Source organism: Pseudomonas sp. Marseille-Q8238 (assembly GCF_965111915.1).
Genome location: NZ_CBCOPI010000001.1, coordinates 2,711,769 through 2,731,225, shown reverse-complemented (window position 1 = coordinate 2,731,225; position 19,457 = coordinate 2,711,769). Strand labels below are relative to the sequence as shown.

Sequence of the window (19,457 nt, the reverse complement as noted above, 5' to 3'; positions counted from 1 at the left end):
AGATAAGCCCCTTCGTCATATGGCGGAGGGGCTCACCTGAACATTCAGAGCTATAGCTCCTGTGGTTAGTAACTCTTTCGTTTACCCCGTCGACGCATCAACCAATAGGCGGCAGGCAACACCAGCATGGACAGCAGCGGGGCTGTGATCATGCCGCCAACCATAGGTGCGGCAATGCGTTTCATGACCTCTGAACCCGCTCCGCCACCCCAGAGAATGGGCAGCAGGCCAGCGATGATCACGGCAACGGTCATCACCTTGGGTCTGACACGCAGGACAGCTCCTTCGCGAATTGCCTCCAGCAGGGCCGGATCGTCGCTGCGCCCTGCATCCACGCGCGCATGCCAGGCGTTCTTCAGATACAGCAGCATGATCACCCCAAATTCCGCCGAGACTCCCGCCAAGGCGATAAAGCCGACCCCAGTGGCAACCGACAGGTTGAAGCCGAACCAGTAGAGCAACCAGACACCGCCTGACAGGGCGAAGGGTAGTGTGGCCATGATCAACAGGGCCTCGCTGAAACGGCTGAATGTCAGGTAGAGCAGCACGAAGATGATCAGCAAGGTCGCCGGCACGACCCAAGTCAGGCGTGCATTGGCGCGCTCTAGGAATTCAAATTGACCGGAGTAGGAGACTGTCACCCCCGCAACCAGTGGCACACCATTCGTGACACGCTCCTGCAGTTCTCGCACAGTCGATGCCAGATCGCGACCGCGGACATCGACATAGACCCAGCCCGAGAGACGCCCGTTCTCGCTGCGCAACATCGGCGGCCCTTCTGTCAGACTGATCTGGGCGACGGTTCCTAGGGTGATTTGCTGGCCCACTGCGGTGAGAATCGGCATGCGCTGCAACGCTTCCGGGCTGTCACGCCACTCCCTGGGATAGCGCAGGCTGATCGGGAAGCGGGCCAGCCCCTCGACCGTTTCACCGATATTGCTGCCGCCTATAGCGCCCGATACCACCGCCTGCACGTCGGCGATGCTCAGGCCATAGCGCGCCGCGGCCAGGCGATCGATCTGGATGTCCACATAGCGACCGCCGGTCAGCCGCTCCGCCAGCGCCGAACTCACGCCAGGTACCTCCTTGGCCACGGCCTCAATGTCACGCGTTATGCGCTCAATCTCGGCCAGCGAGGTTCCGGAAACTTTCACCCCGATGGGACTCTTGATCCCCGTGGCCAGCATATCGATGCGGTTACGGATCGGTGGAACCCAGATGTTGGACAGCCCCGGGACTTTCACCGCCTGGTCCAATGCCTCGATGAGCTTCTCTGGTGTCATTCCCGGGCGCCACTGATCGCGCGGCTTGAACTGTACCGTGGTCTCGAACATCTCCAGCGGCGCTGGGTCGGTGGCCGTTTCTGCTCGACCGGCTTTGCCGAACACCCGCGCCACTTCCGGCACGGTAAGGATCATCCGGTTGGTCTGCTGCAGCAACTGACTGGCCTTGCTTGCCGGCAGGCCGGGCAGGGCAGATGGCATGTACAGCAGATCGCCCTCATCCATGGGTGGCAGGAACTCACCGCCTAGCTGGCTAAGTGGCCAGACGCTAGAGAGAAAAACCACTAATGCCAGCGTCAGCGTTGTTTTCGGCCAAGCCAGCACCGCTTCCAACACCGGCCGGTAGGCATTGATCAGCCAGCGATTTAGCGGGTTTTGCTGTTCGTTGGGGATATGCCCACGAATCCAGTAGCCCATCAGCACCGGCACCAGGGTGACCGACAGTCCGGCGGCGGCCGCCATGGCATAGGTCTTGGTAAAGGCCAGTGGGCCAAATAACCGGCCCTCCTGAGCCTCCAGAGTGAAAACGGGGAGGAAGGACAGGGTGATGATCAGCAGGCTGAAGAACAGCGCGGGCCCGACTTCGGCTGCGGCTTCGCCGATCACTCGCCAGTGCGCCTCGCCATGGAGGTGCTCATCAGGATTCCGGGCCTTCCAGGCCTCGATGTGCTTGTGCGCGTTCTCGATCATCACCACGGCTGCGTCGACCATGGCACCGATGGCGATGGCGATCCCGCCGAGCGACATGATGTTGGCATTGACGCCTTGGTAGCGCATGACAATGAAGGCCATCAGGATGCCCAGGGGCAGGGTGATGATCGCGACCAGCGACGAGCGCAGGTGCCAGAGGAAGATCAGGCAAACCAGGGCAACCACCGCGAACTCTTCCAGCAGCTTATAGCTGAGGTTGTCGATGGCGCGGTCGATCAGTTGCGAACGGTCATAGGTGGTGACCACCTCGACGCCGGCCGGCAGGCTGCCCTTCAGGCTGTCCAGCCTGGTCTTCACCGCGGCGATGGTATCGCGGGCATTTTTGCCGGAGCGAAGGATGACTACGCCGCCTACCACTTCACCCTGACCATCCAACTCGGCAATGCCACGCCGCATCTCTGGTCCCAGTTGAATGGTGGCCACCTGACCCAGCAGCACCGGAACTCCGCTGGCCGAAGCCCGCAGCGGCACATTGCGGAAATCCGCCAGGCTCTCTAGATAGCCTGAAGCCCGCACCATGTACTCGCGCTCTGCCAGCTCCAGGATGGCGCCGCCGGTTTCCTGATTGGCGCTCTTCAGCGCCGCTTCGACCTCCTGCTGAGTTACCCCATAAGCCACCAGCTTCTGCGGATCGAGCAGCACTTGGTATTGCTTGACCATGCCGCCGAGGGTGGCCACTTCGGCTACGTTGGGCAGGCTCTTGAGTTCGTACTTGAGGAACCAGTCCTGCAGTGCCCGCAGCTGGGCAAGATCATGCTGGCCGCTGCGGTCGACCAAGGCGTACTGGTAGATCCAGCCCACGCCGGTGGCATCCGGCCCAAGGGTGGTGGTAACACCCTCGGGCAGGCGTTCCTGCGCCTGGTTGAGGTACTCCAGCACCCGCGAGCGCGCCCAGTAGAGGTCGGTGTCGTCCTCGAACAGCACGTAGACGAAGGAGTCGCCGAAGAACGAGTAGCCGCGCACCGTCTTCGCCCCCGGTACCGAGAGCATGGTGGTGGCCAGTGGGTAGGTCACCTGGTTCTCGACGATCTGCGGTGCCTGCCCGGGGAAGCTTGTGCGGATGATGACCTGGGTGTCGGACAGATCCGGCAGTGCATCCAACGGCGTGTTGCGCAGCGACCAGAGGCCCAGGGCGGTGATGAACAGGGTGGCCAGCAGTACCAGGAAGCGGTTGCCGATAGACCAGTGGATCAGGCGCGCGATCATGGCTGGTCTCCTTCCTTGCGGAGCTGCTCGATCAGCAGGCCGGAGTTTGTCTGACGTGCGGCGATGCGTACGTGATCTCCTGGCTTAAGTCCCACAGCTACTTCGGAGCTGACCAGAGGAAAAGCCATGGTCATACCTGGCATATTCAGGCTCTCGAAGGGGCCATGCTCCAGGGTGACTTGTTTCCCGTCCAGTGCGCGAATAACGCCGTGAGACACATGCAGCCCCTCCGTGCTGTCCTGTTCTGCATTGCCGGCCAGGATGCCCTGCAGGCTGGCTTCCGAATCGATGAGGAACTGGCCGGAGGTAACGACCGCCTGACCTTCCTCAAGACCGGACAACACCTCCAGACGCCCATCGGCCTCGCGGCCCAAGGTGATTTCCTGGGGGCGGTAGCGTCCGTCGCCTTCGGCCAGCATCACCAATGCACGCTTGCCGGTGCGAATCACGGCTTCACTCGGCACAAGAAGCGTGGATTGTTCGACGGCACTGTTCAGGCGTACGGCGGCGAACATGCCGGGGCGCAACTTACCGGCAGGGTTGGGTAGCTCGCTGCGTACCGTGAGCGTGCGCGTTTGCGGATCGGCACTCGGCAGCAAGGCTATGACGCGGCCCAGCAGCGGTCGATCAGGAAAGGCCGTCAGGTTGGCGCGGATCTCGTCCCCGACCTGGATACTTCCGGCCATGGCCTCGGGTATCGCCGCATCGAGCCAGACACTGGATAGCCCGTTAATCAACGCCAGATCCTGCCCGGCTTCGACGGTCATCCCGGCGCGTACCTGCAAGGCTTGGAGCTCGCCGCTGATAGGTGTGGTGAGGGTTTGCACCGCCCGTGGTTTGCCGCTGCGGCGGACCTGCTCGATCAACGTTTGAGGCATGCCAAGCAGGCGCAGGCGCTCTTGGGCCGCACTTATCAAGCGAGTGTCAGCGGTACGCAGTACCGCCAGGAACTCCAACTGCGCGGCGGACCATTCGGGAATCAGCAGGTCGACCAGGGGGGCTCCGGCAGGCAGCACATCGCCCGGGGCGCGACCGTAAACCCGCTCGACGAATCCGCCGGCGCGGGCCTGGAGGTTCGCCACTTCTCGCTGGTTATAGGCCAGGGAACCCACCGCCTCGATATCCGAGGGCAGTACACCTCGGATCACCATCGAGGTTCGCATTCCGAGGTTCTGCACGGCTTGAGCGGGGATGCTCAGGACAGACGGATCCTGCTCGGATCCTGCGTATTTAGGGACAAGTTCCATATCCATGAAAGGTGACTTGCCCGGTTTATCGAAGCGCTGCTCAGGCTGCATAGGGTCGTACCAATAGAGCACCTTGCGCTCGTCCGTCGGTGCGGAGCTAGGCAGTAGCTCGTGTTTGGCTTGCCGCTGGGCCAGCCAGTAGCCACCGCCCGCCGCGCCAATGCCCACGGTCAGCACGGCGACCGCAAAACCAAATGTCGATATCTTCATTTCAGGCCCTCCACATAGGCGTAGTACAGGCTTGCGGATAGCTGGCTCAACTTGCGCTGCTGTTCAATCTGCCGCAGCTGCGCCTCAATCAGGTCGCGCTGGGCAGTAATAACGGATGTGAGCTGGCTGTTACCGGCTTGGTAGGCGGCCAGTTCGAGATCGGCACGTTTGCTTGCAAGCGGGATCAAGGTTTTTTCGGTGCGTGACAAGGTCCTGCGCAGTTGCTCAAGCTCGGCAATACCGCCTTCCAGCTCAGCCTGATGGGCGCGCAGTAATGCTTCCTGCTCGGCTTCCATCTGCGACACGCTTTGTTGTCTGGCGTTGATCTTGGGCCCCTGACGTGTGCCTACGAACAACGGCAGGTCGAACGTGAATTGCACCATCACCATATCGCCGAACTGGTTGTCGCGATTGTTGTAGGCAAACTCAACACCCCAGTCGGGGGTCTTCTCGGCGATGGCCTCGTTCAGCTCGGCGCTAGCCTCGCCGACTCGGGCGGAGGCAGCGCGCAACTCAGGGTGTGAGGCAATGCGTTGCTGCAGGTGCGGTGCCACCAGGTTCAGATTGGGAACACCTCCTTGCAAAGGCTGGTCAGCCTCGTTGCCTATCCAGCGGCGCAGCTTGGCACGAGCTACTGCCACATCGCGATTCAGTTCATCTCGCCGATCTTGTAACGCCAAAGCTTCCTGGTCGGCCTGCAACAGCTCGCCAGGCTGAGCACTACCGCCGGCAATTAGCGATTGCACGGTCGAGCGGAGCATCTCGATCTGACGGTCCAGTTGATCGAAGAGGCCAACACTGCGTTCGGCGTAGTACACGTCCAGCCAGCTCACTGCCGTCTGGCGCTTGATTTCCAACTGCATGGCACGCTGCTCGGCCTCGGCCCGCGTCATGGAGGCTTCGGCCAGTTGGCGACGGGCCAGACGCTTGTCGCCGTTTGGTACCTCCTGCATGAGTCCAATGCGGCGCATGGTCATGGAGTCACGATTAAGTGTGTAACGGTCAGGGCCTTCGATCGGCAGGTTGTCGATGCCTATAATCAGCTTGGGATCGGGCAAGGCGTCTGCGGGCCCTACAGCCTGCTGTGCCGATGCCACCTGCGCCTGGCGCGCGAGGTTCTCAGGGGCACTCTGTTCGGCCAGAGCTTGGGCTCGTTCGAAGGTTAGGGGCTGTGCCTGCGCGGCAAGCCAGGGAGCTGCCCAGAATGCGGCAGCCAACACGCCGAGATAGCCACGGCGTGGAAAAAGGAAAGCGGACATGCTTTCGCCTCCAATGCGATTGATCGAGGTCGCAGCTACGAAACGTGGTCGCGACGATGCGCCTGACTGTAAGGCGCGGGATGATCACGGCATTAGACGAAACGAGGAGGGCGCCAGAGTCCTGCGGGCTCTCGCTTAATCACCGACTGGGTCAGCAATATCTCGGGGCGTGAGGGGAGAGGGGATATGCTCTTGATCACGGTGGTCTGGAGAAGTCCTCCGGTCTTGCATTCCTGGCCGGATTTGCAGGGGGACTTATTGGCCACCCCATCAGACGTGTCCATTTGCTCGCAGCACGGAGCATCAACCATTGCATGGCCCTGATGATCGGCGCTCTGCATCGGGCAAGGTTGTGCCGGCATGCTGAAAGCCACACCGCCGAAGGTCGGCAGCACGAGGCTAGCAATCATTAGCAGGATCAATCCAATCCGACGCACAGCAATTCACCAGGCGGGGCAATAGGCCGACGATAGCAGATTGCCCCCGAGCCATGAATGCTCCTTTTGACGATAACAGCACTTCGTTGATTTGGATCAAATGTAAGCGCTCCATAAACCCCGTCCTAGTGGACGGGGTTTGTTTTCAGGAAGCAAAGGCAGAAGCCGGCGAGCAGTTCCACGGCAGCAGCGCTTCGTAGTCCTCGACGCTCTGTGCCGTTGGCAGGTGTTCGAGGATGTGGCGCAGCCAGGCGTAAGGCTCTTGGCCGTTGGCCTTGGCGGTTTCGATCAGGCTGTAGATCTGTGCGCTGGCCGTGGCGCCCTTGGGCGTGTCGCTGAACAACCAGTTCTTGCGACCGATGACGAACGGGCGGATGGCGTTTTCGGCGCGGTTGTTATCGATGGGCAGGTTTCCACCTTCGACGTAACGCACCAGCCGGCCCCAGTTGCTGGCCAGGTAGTTCACCGCCTTGCCCAGGGCCGTCTGCCCAGCGACCTGCGGCTGGGTCTTGTCCAGCCAGGCCTTGAGTTGATCGAGCAGCGGTTGGCTGCGTTGCACACGGGTGGCCTGCCGCTCGGCATCGCTGGCGTCCTTCAGTTCACGTTCGATGCTGTAGAGCTTATTGATCAGGTTCAGCGCCATGTCGGCACGGCCGGTCTTGCCCTTGGGCTGCACTTTCTGCGCCTCGACGAACTTGCGCCGCGCATGCGCCCAGCATGCCAGACGTTCGATGCCCGCTTGCGCAGCCACGGCGTTGTAGCCGGCATAGTCGTCGGTCATCAGGTAGCCGCGATAGCCCTCGAGCAGGCGTAGCGGCACCTCCTGCGCGCGGCTGGCTGTGTAGTCGAAGAGGATCACTGGCTTGTCCGGCGGCCCACCGCTTTGCACCCACATCCAGGACTGCGCGGTGGGATCGCGTCCGGGTTCGTGCAACACCTGCAGGCGGGTTTCGTCACAGTGCAGCACCGGGTAGTCCAGCAGTTTGTCGCGCATCAGGTTGAGCAGCGGCTGCAGCTGCTCGCCACTTTGGATCACCCAGCGCGCCAGGGTCTGGCGGGGAATGTCGATGCCGTGGCGACCGAGCATTTTCTCGAAACGGTACAGCGGGATGCCGTCGGCGTACTTGGTGGTCAGCAGCATCGCCAACACGCAGGGACTAGCCAGGCTCTTCTCGATCAGTTGGGCCGGTTTGTCGGCGGTGACCGGTGCGGTTTCGCAGGCCTTGCAGGCGTAAGTCTTGCGGATATGACGGATAACCCGCACCTGCATCGGGATGATCTCCAGTTGCTCGCTGGTTTCCTCGCCGACAGCCTGTTTGCGGCAACCACAGGCGCAGGTCAGTTCGTGCTCGGGCAGTTCATGGACGACTTCGACGCGCGGCAGATTGGCCGGCAGCGGCTTGCGCTTGCCACGACGCTTGATCGGCGCAACGACTTCTTCGGCTTCAGCTTCGGCTGGCTCGGCAGTCGGCTCTTCGACCAGCTCTTCGGCCTCGTTGAACATGGCCAGCTGCGGTGAGTCGGCATCTTCAGGGCTGCGCTCGGACTTGGGTGAGAACAGTTTGTGGCGCAGCAGGGCGACCTGCTCCTGCAATTGCAGCACCAAGGCCTTGAGCAGGACGGGATCGTTAGGAAGGTTGTCGGCGCCAAATTTCATGGCGCTGGATTATACCGGCTCAGGCCACGAACCGCGGCGTCAGTACCTGGTGCGGACGATTGCGCCACAGGTCAATTCCGTCGAGCAGCCAGTTCAGTTCGTCAACCGTCAGCTCGATGGCCTCGTCGCCTGCATCGGGCTTGGTCTTGAAGCGCTCGGCTTCCAGTCGCTTGAGCCACAGGCAGAAACCGTTGCGCTCCCAGTAGAGAATCTTGACCTGGCTGCGCGTGCGATTGAGGAACACGAACAGCACCGGGTTGAACACTTCCACCTTGATGTCCAGCTCGACCAAGGCGGCCAGGCCGTTGATGGATTTGCGGAAGTCGACGGGCTTTGGGTAGAGGTAGACCTTCTGCACCTTGGCATCGGGACGCATCATGGGATGAACTCCAGTGAAAACGGGAGCTCAGCATCCAATGATCTGCGGCCTATGGGCAGGTGGGGTTTATGGAGCGCTTACGATCAAATAGAGTGTCTAGTCTCACAGGGCGAGCTGATTTTGTAGCGGGTGAGATTTCAATCGAGCAAGCGATAGAGTTCAGGCCAAAGAGGATTCTATAATCACTCTATAATTAACTACATGGATCAGCGTATTATTTTTGGATAATTTGGATAATTTGGATAATTTGGATAATTTGGATAATTTAATTCCGAAATTGTATTGATTGTTAAAGGCTCTGTAATTGCTTTGTTTTATCTATAGCGCTCTTCGTGTTTGCTGGGCTTTCTGCTTATTTATTTTGCGGCGGGAGGATTTTTATTTTTTTTTTAAATATTAAAATTATCTAGCATGGGGCGGGGGTTTAGGGGGGGGGGGGTATTAAAAATTTAATAATGGGATTTGTGTTATGAGTCAAATTAACTGGAGTCATAACCATGGTCAACGATATCGCTACAACCCAGCACTCCCCACTACGTCATCCCGATAATACCAATCTTCATTTGCACTACGGGGAGACCTTTGAAGGTTTTCCTATCCAGGCAGAAGTAGGCCCCTTTGCTCTGGAATACCTTTATGATCTCAAACATACCATCGACTTAGCCATGGCTGAGTACCCTAGAGTACTTGCCTTCAGAGTAGATCTTTATGTGCCTAATGGTATCGAGCTACCCGAGTACGCCTATACGAACAAGGTCATAAGCAAGTTCTTCGAATCGTTTACGAAGAAGATCCAGTACCACCAGGAGCGCGTGGCTGAGCGTGGTTACTCGCGTGGTTGCAAAGTACGATACGTCTGGTCGAAAGAGATCGGTCAGAGAGGTCGTCGCCATTACCACCTACTGATTCTTTTGAACCGTGATGCCTATTACAGGCTAGGCCGGATAGGTTCTGAACGGATTAACATGTTCAGACGGATTGAAGAGTCTTGGGCCAGTGTACTTGGATTATCAGCTGATCAGGTTAGGGGGCTGGTCCATAGGCCAAAGAATCCTGAGTACTTTATCAATCGAGAAATTCGTCGAGACGAGTTCGATGAGCTGCCTGAGCTGTTCTACCGAGCCAGTTACCTGTGTAAGAAAGCGACCAAGCACTACGGGGATCGCCAGCGGAGTTTCGAGACCAGTCGGGGGTAGGGAGCAGTCCGCGCAAGCCGCATGGGCTCACAGCTGAATGGGAGGCTTCAGGGCAATCAGTTCTCCCAGATGGCGGCGGTTCAAAATTGGACGCCTCGTGCCATTTGGAAGATTGCCCATGGGGATGCCTTGCTATGCTATGCACCTTAAGACCAAAATAAAGACCTAAAAAAGGAGCTATGGTATGCAGAGTGTTTTGGCTGACGTTGCAGTGAGCGTTTCTGAGCTGAAGAAAAACCCCACCGGTGTTATGGCTGGTGCTGGTGGCATGCCGGTCGCCGTTCTCAATCATAACCGCGTGATGGGGTACATGGTGCCAGCCGAGCTGTACGAGCAGATGCTGGACCGTCTGGACGATCTGGATCTGATCGATGTCGTTAATGCACGCTCCGGTGAGAAGGGTGTGCCGGTGAACCTGGATGACCTATAAGCTCGAGTTCCTGCCCTCAGCGCTGAAGGAATGGGAGAAGCTGGGTCATACAGTGCGTGAGCAGGCAAAGAAAAAACTGCGTGAGCGGCTGGAAGCACCAAAGGTACAGGCTGATGCCCTCAGGGATCTGCCTGGGCACTACAAGATCAAGCTCCGAACAGCAGGCTATCGTTTGGTGTATCGGGTCGAAGATGATCGGGTGGTTGTGATTGTGGTCGCAGTGGGCAAGCGTGAACGAAGTGCAGCTTACAAGGCAGCAGGTAAGCGTTAGCTACCAGGGCAAAAGAAAAAAGAGGGAGCCATTGCAGGCAGTCTTTCGACTACCCACGCTGGCTCACTGTTCAAGGGTTCATTCTTACTTTCTGCTTCCGGTAGATCCAGCACGCCAACACCACGGCAATCAGCAATGGTGGAAAGCGCACCATCAGAATCATCAGCAGCAATATCGCCAGACAACCGGCCAAGATCCCGGCAAACATGAATGCCGAGGCAACAGTCCGTAGCAGCAGTTTCATTGGCACCTCCTTACAGGTAGCCGCGCTCAGCCAACGACACACAATCCTCCTGGCCTACCACAACGTGATCGAGCGTTCTGACTCCGACCAGATTCAGTGCGTCCTGCAGTTTCGTGGTGAGATTGCGATCCGCCTGGCTGGGCTCGGGATCACCTGAGGGGTGGTTGTGTACCAGGATGATTGCCGCTGCGTTGTGTTCCAAGGCGATCTTCACGATTTCCCGTGGGTAGACGCTGGCTCCATCCAGGGTTCCGCGAAACACTTCCTCGAACGCAATCACCCGGTGTCGGCTGTCGAGCATGAGCAGTGCAAAAACCTCGTGCTCATAATCAGCCAGCAGCGTCTGCAGGTGACTGAACGCCTCCTTAGGCGAGGTCAGTGCACGTCCCTTGCGCAGGCGCAGACTGGCCAGTTGCCTGGCCATCAGCAGGATGTCGTTTTCCGTCACCGGCGACTCGACCAGGTAGGTGCCGGTCGTGTCACTGGCTTTCAGCTTGTGCAGGCGCATGGCGGCCTCCTTGGTCTCGGTCTGTGGGTGGGGTTTGACGAGCAGCTTGTGCATCGAGCTTTTCAGTCAGGCTGGGTTTGGTGGGGTTGAGTTGCGAAATTGTTGCTGCAGCAGGGGCTTCACCCTCGGGGTAGAACTCTTCCACGATGGCGCTGACATCCTCCTCGCTGTCTTCGAATGCTCCGTTGCCAAAGCCGCGTCGTGCTGCCTCATCCAAGGCGGCTTGATCGAAGCCTGCAGCTTGCCGCCGCGAATCGAGTTCACTGGCGGTCACCAGCGCTTCAGCCATGTCCATGCCACCGCGTACTGTCAGGTCGGCGTAGAAGATCGGCGTGCCATGACTCTGGCGAGTCGACTTACCTCGCAGGCGCAACTCCAGCGGCAGACAGGCCAGGCGATTACCCGAGATGGCTTGGAAGTAATGCAGGCGGGCTGCGAGGGTGCGGATGCTGTTGAAACCGGTGGTGCGGAATACAAAGCTTCCCAGCGGATCCTCATCGCCAATGACCACGTTCAGTCGGCCATAGGGCTTGCAGGCACCGCCTTTCGCCAGTGGGCAGGCATCTGGTGAAGGACAGGGCAATGACTGCATACCGTCCTGTGTGACCCGCTTGCAGGTCTCGCCATTACCGACGCAAACCGGCCGACCAGACTGCCGGTCGAACAGCGTGTAGTCCGCCCTGAAGTTCAGCTCCGGTTCGTTGAACAGCAGGCGTACCGGAATGCTGCGCAACTTGTTGTCCTTGCCCTGACGTAGCTCCTCATTCAGCGGGTGCAGCAGCCAGCCTTCCTTGCCTTGTACCTGGGAAGTGATGGTGAACTGGTCATCCTTCTCCGGTAGTCGCTTGCCGTTCTTCTCGATGACCTTGCCGATGGAAATCCGCCCGAGTACCGGCGGAGTGATAGCCAGACCTTTGAGCATGGTGATTCTCCTGGAAATGAAAAAAGGCCAGCCACGCAGCGCGAACTGCATGGACTGGCCAAGGGGAGGGAAGGGTTGGAAAAGCTGGGTTTCAGCCGACCAGGAAGCGCCGTGCACCCGGCTTCAGCAGTGGGTACTTGGCCTGCAGGTGCGGCTTGTCTTTGAGCAGTTGCGCGACATCGAAGCCGACACTGTCTTTGGCCTTGCGCCAGGTGATGTAACCGTTGGCGAACTCAGCCCGGCTGGCGTCACCCATGGCCTGCTGCAGCATCTGCTTGAGCTCAGCCTCGCGCTTTTCCTTGTCGGCAATCGACTGACGTACGGCTTTCAGCTCGATGTAAGCCGCTGACAGGCCAGCATGCTGGCTGAAGTCGACGACCTGGTCGTTGTCCTCCGGGTAGAGGCAACGCAGGGCAGCATCAGCGGATGCTGTGCCATCGGCCGGCGGTGGCGTATCGGTTTCCACGTAGTGCCAGAACTGGCGCTCCAGCTCGATCAGACGAGCGATCATCTGCTCATCCCGCTCGATGCGGTGGATCTCCAGTGTCTGGCCACCGAGGAGCACGGCAACATCAGCCGCCTGTTTGCCGGTGACAGCCAACTGGTGCATCACCTGCAGCTGCACATACTCCGGCACGCCCTCTTTCCAGAGTCGTGCCCCATTTATGCCTGCTGTCTTGCATTCGAGGATCTGCACATCGTCCGCCGCGATCACCTCGCGGTCGATGTTAGCCAGCATCCAGGGCAGCTCCGGATTGGGATGCTGCAGCACGGCGTTGATGCGCCGTACCTTGTTCTTCGTGCGCTTGCTGTAGTGCCAGGCCACGATGGGCTCCAGCACGTTGCCCCAGTACATCGGGCTTTCCTCATCCTGTGGATCGGCCTTGGGCATGCCAGCATCACGACCGGTCTTCTCCATCCAGAGTTCCAGCTGCGATTTGTAGGGGTTCAGACCGACCGCTGCCGCAGCGTCCGAACTGCCGATACCTTGCTTGCGGATCTGCAGCCAGTCCTCGCGTGGCAGTTCCTTGGTGCTGACCAGGCGCAGAGCCGGACGGATTTTGCTGGTGCTGCGATTCAATGAAGTGGCTTTCATAGTGTTCACCTTGCAGAAATAGAAACGCCCGACCTGCAACGAAGCGGGTCGGGCGTTATGGGGTGGGTAAAAGGTCAGGCGACCAGTTGCAGGGCTGTATCCAGGGCGCGCTGCTTGATCTGGGCACCTTGCCCGAACCATGCGGAGTCGAGGCGGTACTCCGTGCTGCGTGCCCGGCGCTCGTGATCGACGTACTCGGTCACGGCATTGAGCAAGCCCCAGGCGGTGCCGCGTGCTGAGTCCAGCTGGCTGCCACGGCCACGACCTTCGTACAGCTCCTGCACTTTGCGCAGAGCGCGCTCGTTAGGCAGCTGCTCCGGCAGGGCGCCGGTCGGGCTGGTCTCGCACATCACGTTCATGAAAAAGCCTAGCGCCTCGTGCCATTGCACCTTGCGCTCAGCCAAGTGGCGCATGCGGTACATGAAGTCATCCCATTGCGAGACGGCGATACCGAGCTGCTTCTTCACTAGGTCGCCGTCGAAGCGGGTGCTGTGCGGCACTTTGATCGCGCGGCTGGTGCCGTCCAGGGCGATGGTCAGCGTGTTGTTGCAGACTACGCGGATGGTGGTGGGTGTTGCGGTGGTGGCTAGAGTGCCGTCACAGGAAGTGGCCAGCAGCAGGTAGCCATTCACCTGGTCGTTACCCTTGAGTGCAGCGCCCTGCCCGGTGCGTGCCAGCGCCCAGAACTTGCGCCCGCCCTTGAGCACGCCAGCGGTTTCCAGCTCGTAGCCGGAGACCTCGGTCAGGTCGCGGTAAAACTCCAGGACATCCTTTGGCTGCACGGTGTGGTAACGCTGCGAGACCACCGACAGCGGTGCCTTGGTATCCGAGCGGTAGAGCACCTTTTGTTCGGGGAATGAGTGGATGGTGCCCAGGTGGCCGATGGCGTCCGACTTGAAGTGCACTGGGCTTTCCAGAATCTGCCAGTCCATGCCGGCTTCGCGTTGCCAGACTTCGATGGGCTGTTTCTGCGGCAGGTTGTTGCCCAGGCCGTGCCACGGAGTAGCACCAACGTAGGCCATTTGTTCGATTTGATGAGCCATGACGAATTTCCTTTGGGTGCAAGCCGGCATAAAGCGCCGCGCAGAGCGCAGCACCGGCAATCATTGATGGGTAAGGAAGAGGAGAGCGGTGGCCGGATCAGGCCGGTAGGTTGAAGCGATGACCGCAGAGCAGGCAGAGATTGTGGGCCAGGACATGGCGGTCGAGCGTCTCGCCGAGCTGGGCGCCGAGCGCACAGCCACCAACGCCTCCGGCCAGACCACCGAGAATGGCACCGGATACCGAGCCTAGAGTGATACCGACAGGGCCGGCGATTACGCCGAGCGCTGCGCCGGCCTTGCCGCCTGCAAGAGCAGCACTGACGCCACGGGCGAGGCCACCGACAGCGCCGATGGCTGCGCCGGTTTTCATGGCGTGATGGAAAGAAGCGACTTTTGGGGAGTTACAGCGAGGGCAGTGCAATGACATGGGTAGATCCTCCTTGGTGCTGATGTCATGGCAGTAATGTGTGGCTGAGATTTTTTCGATTCGAAATTCTGTGCTTTGCGGAAGCGCTCGATCCTTTAAGCAAGGTTAAGCCCCAAGTCGTTTGAACAATAGCCTTTACGAAAATCAACCCAAATTTCTGGGATTAGGTCCGGCGACAGCGGCTATTCCGGCTATTCCAGCTGAAAATAGCCGGAATAGCCGTGGATATCGAGAGTTTTCACAATACGACGGACCTCAAATTCTTGCTAAGGCTTGAAAGTCAATAGGTGTGCTTAATTATTTTTCAAGCAATTTAAGCATATTCAGTATCTTGGGTAAATTCCATTTAAATCATAGGCTTAGATTGCTTTTTTAAAAGTCAATAGTGTTGCTTGATATTATTCCGAATTATTTGAGCAGGCGTGATGTTTGCCTGCTACGAGCGGCATAGCATTTGTCTTACGTTTGAAAGGAGGGCATATGCGGTGAAAGGCAAAGCTGTAAACGCGCAGGTCGATGGTGAGTACAGGCCTGATAGTGTTCTTAGAATGCGAAAAGTGGTTGATCGGTTGGGTATATCGAGATCAACGATATACGACTGGATGAATCCCAAATCACCCCGTTATGACTCAACATTCCCTTTACCAATAAAGCTATCTGGTAAATGCGGCCACGGAGCTGTGGGCTGGTTAGAGTCGGATATTGTTTTCTGGATCCAATCTAGGAAAATGATCACCATGAGTGGTGCTAGGCCATGACGTACTTTTACCGAATACTACCGAAAATTGATGCTGAGTTTCCAAGCCTAACATCATTACCGTTGCTGAAGTCCGTAACGGATGAAGCTGAATTTATTATGAAGGCACCCAGGGATCTGATTTTCCAAGGCGAACTAGCAGCAATCGCTATTGCTTGTCAGGGTATTTATGATGTTTTAAAGCCAACTGGGCAGATTACCCCAACTTCTCTAATGTTGCTTACAATTGCGGATTCTGGTGAGCGAAAAACCTCGGCGGGTAATTTTTTCTTGGACCCAATTCGCGAGTTTCAACGGGAAATGGATATAGCTTTTGCCGAAGAGCTTAGGGTGTGGGAGGTTAAGCAAAGTATATGGGAGATGAAAAATAAAGAAATTTTTAGGTGCATAGTCAAATCTACCCGAGAAGAAGAGTCCTCATTGATTTGGGAGGAGGAAGCTATTGAGCATGCCAAACTAAAACCAATGCGCCCGCGACGCTTCAAAATGATTTACGACGACACAACTTCAGAAGCCTTAATGTTTGGAATGTTCCAGAATATATCATCAGCAGGATTGATCTCGACTGAGGCAAATCTGAACAACAAGGCTTTCCGTGATCTTCCTAAGATGAATTCGTTGTGGGGCGGAGATCCCATAACTGTTGATCGGAAGACGGCCGAAAGCTATGAGCTGAACGATGCGCGGCTGACGGTTGCGTTCATGACCCAGCCAGCCGCATTTGGTAGTTTTGTGAGTGACAACGGTGAGATTCTTCGTGGATCTGGATTATGGGCGCGATTTTTAGTTGGCAAGCCCATTTCTACTCAGGGTTATCGTGAGCTTAATTATTCTACAGTTTCTCTGGAGCACAGCAAAAAATTTAAAGAACGAATTAAAGCTTTGCTTGAATTAAATGTTGATGTACTGAAAAAGGGTAAGCGTGCACGCCAGACTATTAGCTTCTCTCCCGAAGCTGCTGACCTATGGGTCCAAATGTTCAATGAAATAGAGGCGGGGATTAGAGTTGGCGGGCGATTCGAAGGTGCGGGAGATCTAGCATCTAAGCTGGCAGATAACATATCAAGAGTTGCTGCGCTGGTGCATATTTTCGAGGGCGAAAGTGAAGTTATATCTCTGGCTTCGTTAAGGTTTGCTATTGACTATTGCACTTGGTGTTCGGATGAGTTCTATCGCATATTTATGCCGCCGCCTGAAGCTGAGGTGAATGCTGCAAGGCTTTTGCGGTTTCTGAAGGATGAAAGGCAAACGGGTTGTCTTAAAATAAAAAAGAATGACATTTTGATTTATGGCCCTAAATGTGTCCGGAAGAAGGATAAGCTTAATCCGGCGCTGGATGAGTTAGTTTCGGCTGGGTATGTGTCTATTTTTCGACGCGGTAAAACTTGTTTTGTTGATATTTCAGGTGTGGGCTATGGTTTTTAGATGATTAACTTTCTTTGTCGTGTGGGGTGGTGGTTTTCGAGCGAAGATTTTGAAGTGTCTTCTGGTTTTTTGGATTAAACACCACTTCAGACGTAATAAATTCTTTCATGTCCTTTATGGTTTCTTCAGCTTTAATACTGGCAATGAACTCTTTAAATTCTTGATTGTTCAGTATGTGATCTACAATGGATGATTCACTGCCCCAGCCTCTGGTTGGGGGCTCTTTCAATATTTCGCTAATCTTTTCTTTTAATTTTGATTTCTTTGATGCTAATGCTTTCCCGCCATCTGAGGCACGCTTTTCTTTAAATTGTTTTTCTTCTTTTTGGTGCTTGTAACCCTCTAGAAAACCAATTAGGTGGACTGAGTGAAAAAGTAAGATCCAAGCTTCATCAATCTTGCCTTTTTCATGTGCGCTGGTAGCGCATAAATAGTAAAGTTTGGCATAGAAGAAGTTTAGTTTAAAAATGCTTCTCTTGCTCTCTTTGTATTCGTGATTCCAGCATTTTGAGATATCCGACCATTTTATTTTTTCGTTCTTAGAGAGTGCGTATATTTCTTTGTCAATATGTCGTTCTAGTTCTTTCGGCCAGTTGTTTTTTAAAATGCTTCTAAGTGTCAGATTGGTCTGTGTAAGTACTGTTTGCATCGAGGCTCTGCTGATGCTGGTAGGAGATTTAGGAAAGTTTGACACTGAGCTTATCCTTTTTATGCTAGTCAAGTAGTTTTGATTTTATATATAGTTTTCTACTGAGTACTGTCTGCTTTGATTTGGAAATTTCAGTTGGCGTTCGACTGCGCTTTGCTGACTAATTGGTCGAGGTGCTTGCCAAGAATATGCCATGCCTCTGCCATTTCCTTAGCATAGCTATGGCGTTGGTAGGTTCGTTTAACCTTGTTTTCTTCGGTGTGGTTAAGACAGCGCTCTGCTACTTCTGGCAGGACGCCTAGGGAAGTCATGATTGTTGCGCCAGTCCGTCTTAAGTCGTGCGGAGTCCACTTTCCTCCGGGAAGAAGTAGGGCCTGAGCGTTGGCGCTTCTGTTGCGTAGAATCCCCTGATCCGGCAGTCGTTGCCGGTCACCAAGCTGCTTGGTCACCGTTTTTGAACATACAGGTCCACTGTTTTGGGTGTTGGGATAACACCAGTGACTGTCGGAGCTGAATGCTAGGACTCTCTTAAAGTGCTGTATGGCGAAAGGTGAGAGGGTGATGTTGTGGGCCTTACCGTTTTTGCTTTGCTCGCCGGGGATATGCCAGTTTGCTTTTGCGAGGTCGACATTTTCCCACCGTGCATTCAGCAGTTCACCAATGCGGCAGCAGGTCGATAGAGCAATCCAAATTGCAGCTTCTGAGGATGGAAGCAGGCCAGCCTCAGGGGCGAGCTTTGCTAAGGTGCGGATTTCATCCTCGCTCAAAACGCGATCACGCTCGACATCTTTACCTCCGATCTTGGCTTTGCGAATGCTCGAAGTAGGGTCGTGATCAATTAGGTCCCGGTCTACTGCGAATCTGAACATTTGTCGCATAAGGCTGAAGATCATCTTCGCCATACGGTTAACGCCACGCGCAAGCAGCGCATCAGTAACTTCCGTGATATGACCTTTTTTCACGTCTTCGACTGCAAGCTTGCCGAGATAAGGCAAGACATCCTTTTCGAACATCCGGCGAACTTCTGCGCCGCCGTCCTTGCGGTTGATTAGGTCGACGTTGGCCCAGTGATCGAACAAATGCTGGACGGTTTTTCTGGCTGCTTGTCGGGATTTGGCTTCCTCCAGTGCTACTTGCTCAGCAGCGATCCGTGCAAGCTCAGCGTCGCGAGCTGCCACACGAGCAGCTTCCTCGGCCTCTAAATACTCTTTTATATCCCTTATCCCAGACTTGTGGAGTCCTGCTAGCTCCTTAGCTCGCTGTCCTGCCTCTGCCAAGGTCATTGTGCCCTCGCTGCCATCGCGGCTGTACGTGCCTATGGGGAGGGTGATGCGTTCACTGCTGCTGTTTGTGTAGCGGAAATAAAATAGGCGCTCACCGCTGGGTGTTATGCGAGCTACCAGGCTGCCATGCCCCCAGATGGAGACTTCGCTGAGCCACTTATCGTTCGCACCGGGTTTGGCCGTCATCTGGCGGTCTGTGATCTTGGTCATGTGGTCAGTTTCCCCGTTGCCAATTGGTTGCCAATTGAGATTCTCTGGTTGCCAATTCGTTGCCAATTGAGATCGGCTTTCTTCGAATCACTTCGTGCTATTTTGGACGATGAAACGGCTACAGGCCAGTAAAATCAAGGACTTTGCGATGGCTCTTTGGAATTGGTTGAATCTGCTTGAACAGGTAGTTACCTGTATGGGGTGCAAGGGGTAGAGTGTTCGAATCACTCCGTCCCGACCAAAAAACCCTAGAAAATCCAGTCACTTAACGGTGACTGGATTTTTTTATGCCTGATGGTTTTTGGGGTATCCGATTTTTGCCCCACTTTTTGCCCCACCGGTTTTTTTGCTGCCGAGTGAGTAGCTGTTCCTATTGGTCTCGCTCGGAGGGGGCCTGGATTCTTCTGCGAAGAATCCAGGCGAGGGCGAGGTTGCTCGCTTACGATATTGCGTCTTGCTTGACCGCCCCATTTGCTCGACCTTGTCCACAGGTTGAAGGTAGGGTACGGCGGGAGTAAAGATGAACTTACTCTCTGAAAACTAGCGCCAGAAGCGTCGGGTTATCGTTACTCAAAAGGGTGATGTCAAGTTGCCAGATTGCTGGCAT

At 56.2% G+C, this 19,457-nt stretch carries 18 protein-coding genes; 5 read left to right on the top strand and 13 right to left on the bottom strand.

All coding sequences use genetic code 11. From position 1 onward, the window contains the following. Nucleotides 1-65 precede the first annotated feature (65 nt). The 5 genes from ACWPW0_RS12620 to tnpB all read right to left on the bottom strand — a co-directional run bounded on the left by ACWPW0_RS12620 (nucleotide 66) and on the right by tnpB (nucleotide 8,389). The gene (locus tag ACWPW0_RS12620; RefSeq protein ID WP_447591282.1) at nucleotides 66-3,200 is read right to left on the bottom strand and encodes an efflux RND transporter permease subunit; all 3,135 of its coding nucleotides are present in this window, start codon (nucleotides 3,198-3,200) and stop codon (nucleotides 66-68) included. Then, entirely contained in the window at nucleotides 3,197-4,657 is a 1,461-nt protein-coding gene (locus ACWPW0_RS12615) for an efflux RND transporter periplasmic adaptor subunit (RefSeq protein WP_088277994.1), read from the bottom strand. Before ACWPW0_RS12615 ends, ACWPW0_RS12620 begins: the two co-directional genes overlap by 4 nt. Beyond that, nucleotides 4,654-5,916: a TolC family protein gene (locus ACWPW0_RS12610; RefSeq protein ID WP_088277992.1), complete on the bottom strand. Its 1,263-nt coding sequence runs from the start codon at nucleotides 5,914-5,916 to the stop codon at nucleotides 4,654-4,656. Before ACWPW0_RS12610 ends, ACWPW0_RS12615 begins: the two co-directional genes overlap by 4 nt. Nucleotides 5,917-6,498: 582 nt before the next feature. Beyond that, nucleotides 6,499-8,010, bottom strand: a complete 1,512-nt coding sequence (gene tnpC, locus ACWPW0_RS12605) for an IS66 family transposase (protein ID WP_447591283.1) — start codon at nucleotides 8,008-8,010, stop codon at nucleotides 6,499-6,501. Nucleotides 8,011-8,029: 19 nt separating this feature from the next. Next, nucleotides 8,030-8,389, bottom strand: a complete 360-nt coding sequence (gene tnpB, locus ACWPW0_RS12600; RefSeq protein WP_058151328.1) for an IS66 family insertion sequence element accessory protein TnpB — start codon at nucleotides 8,387-8,389, stop codon at nucleotides 8,030-8,032. Between the two features lie 497 nt (nucleotides 8,390-8,886). Here tnpB and ACWPW0_RS12595 point away from each other — a divergent pair, with 497 nt between their 5' ends. From ACWPW0_RS12595 to ACWPW0_RS12585, 3 genes are all read left to right on the top strand, one after another. Next, a complete protein-coding gene (locus tag ACWPW0_RS12595; protein ID WP_447591285.1) occupies nucleotides 8,887-9,585 on the top strand; it encodes an inovirus Gp2 family protein in 699 nt (232 codons plus the stop codon). A gap of 184 nt (nucleotides 9,586-9,769) precedes the next feature. Then, nucleotides 9,770-10,015: a type II toxin-antitoxin system Phd/YefM family antitoxin gene (locus ACWPW0_RS12590; protein WP_033942931.1), complete on the top strand. Its 246-nt coding sequence runs from the start codon at nucleotides 9,770-9,772 to the stop codon at nucleotides 10,013-10,015. Next, nucleotides 10,005-10,286, top strand: coding sequence for a type II toxin-antitoxin system RelE family toxin (locus ACWPW0_RS12585; RefSeq protein WP_074918669.1), 282 nt, complete (start codon nucleotides 10,005-10,007; stop codon nucleotides 10,284-10,286). The genes ACWPW0_RS12590 and ACWPW0_RS12585 overlap by 11 nt, the downstream gene beginning before the upstream one ends. A 70-nt stretch (nucleotides 10,287-10,356) precedes the next feature. On the opposite strand, the gene ACWPW0_RS12580 is transcribed toward ACWPW0_RS12585, so the two are convergent. From ACWPW0_RS12580 to ACWPW0_RS12555, 6 genes are all read right to left on the bottom strand, one after another. Further along, a complete protein-coding gene (locus ACWPW0_RS12580; protein WP_009686156.1) occupies nucleotides 10,357-10,530 on the bottom strand; it encodes a hypothetical protein in 174 nt (57 codons plus the stop codon). A 10-nt stretch (nucleotides 10,531-10,540) separates the two neighbouring features. After that, nucleotides 10,541-11,038 (bottom strand): RadC family protein, encoded by a 498-nt coding sequence (gene radC, locus ACWPW0_RS12575; protein ID WP_009686157.1) that lies wholly within the window; start codon nucleotides 11,036-11,038, stop codon nucleotides 10,541-10,543. Then, nucleotides 11,010-11,960 (bottom strand): recombination directionality factor, encoded by a 951-nt coding sequence (locus ACWPW0_RS12570; RefSeq protein WP_447591288.1) that lies wholly within the window; start codon nucleotides 11,958-11,960, stop codon nucleotides 11,010-11,012. The genes radC and ACWPW0_RS12570 overlap by 29 nt, the downstream gene beginning before the upstream one ends. A gap of 91 nt (nucleotides 11,961-12,051) precedes the next feature. Beyond that, nucleotides 12,052-13,056, bottom strand: a complete 1,005-nt coding sequence (locus ACWPW0_RS12565; protein ID WP_447591290.1) for a YqaJ viral recombinase family nuclease — start codon at nucleotides 13,054-13,056, stop codon at nucleotides 12,052-12,054. A 74-nt stretch (nucleotides 13,057-13,130) separates the two neighbouring features. Continuing rightward, entirely contained in the window at nucleotides 13,131-14,099 is a 969-nt protein-coding gene (locus tag ACWPW0_RS12560; protein ID WP_447591292.1) for a DUF932 domain-containing protein, read from the bottom strand. 97 nt (nucleotides 14,100-14,196) lie between these two features. Continuing rightward, the gene (locus tag ACWPW0_RS12555; protein ID WP_447591294.1) at nucleotides 14,197-14,469 is read right to left on the bottom strand and encodes a hypothetical protein; all 273 of its coding nucleotides are present in this window, start codon (nucleotides 14,467-14,469) and stop codon (nucleotides 14,197-14,199) included. Nucleotides 14,470-14,951: 482 nt separating this feature from the next. Between ACWPW0_RS12555 and ACWPW0_RS12550 the strand changes: the two genes are divergently transcribed. Together ACWPW0_RS12550 and ACWPW0_RS12545 are read left to right on the top strand one after the other, a co-directional pair. After that, nucleotides 14,952-15,284 carry a helix-turn-helix transcriptional regulator gene (locus ACWPW0_RS12550; protein ID WP_454255506.1) on the top strand — a complete coding sequence of 111 codons (333 nt, stop codon included), beginning with the start codon at nucleotides 14,952-14,954 and terminating at the stop codon, nucleotides 15,282-15,284. Continuing rightward, nucleotides 15,281-16,708, top strand: coding sequence for a YfjI family protein (locus ACWPW0_RS12545; RefSeq protein ID WP_447591296.1), 1,428 nt, complete (start codon nucleotides 15,281-15,283; stop codon nucleotides 16,706-16,708). Before ACWPW0_RS12550 ends, ACWPW0_RS12545 begins: the two co-directional genes overlap by 4 nt. Before the next feature lie 4 nt (nucleotides 16,709-16,712). Here ACWPW0_RS12545 and ACWPW0_RS12540 read toward each other — a convergent pair whose 3' ends face one another. Continuing rightward, entirely contained in the window at nucleotides 16,713-17,357 is a 645-nt protein-coding gene (locus ACWPW0_RS12540) for a hypothetical protein (RefSeq protein ID WP_447591298.1), read from the bottom strand. Between the two features lie 131 nt (nucleotides 17,358-17,488). Next, nucleotides 17,489-18,850: a tyrosine-type recombinase/integrase gene (locus ACWPW0_RS12535; RefSeq protein WP_447591300.1), complete on the bottom strand. Its 1,362-nt coding sequence runs from the start codon at nucleotides 18,848-18,850 to the stop codon at nucleotides 17,489-17,491. Nucleotides 18,851-19,457 lie beyond the last annotated feature (607 nt).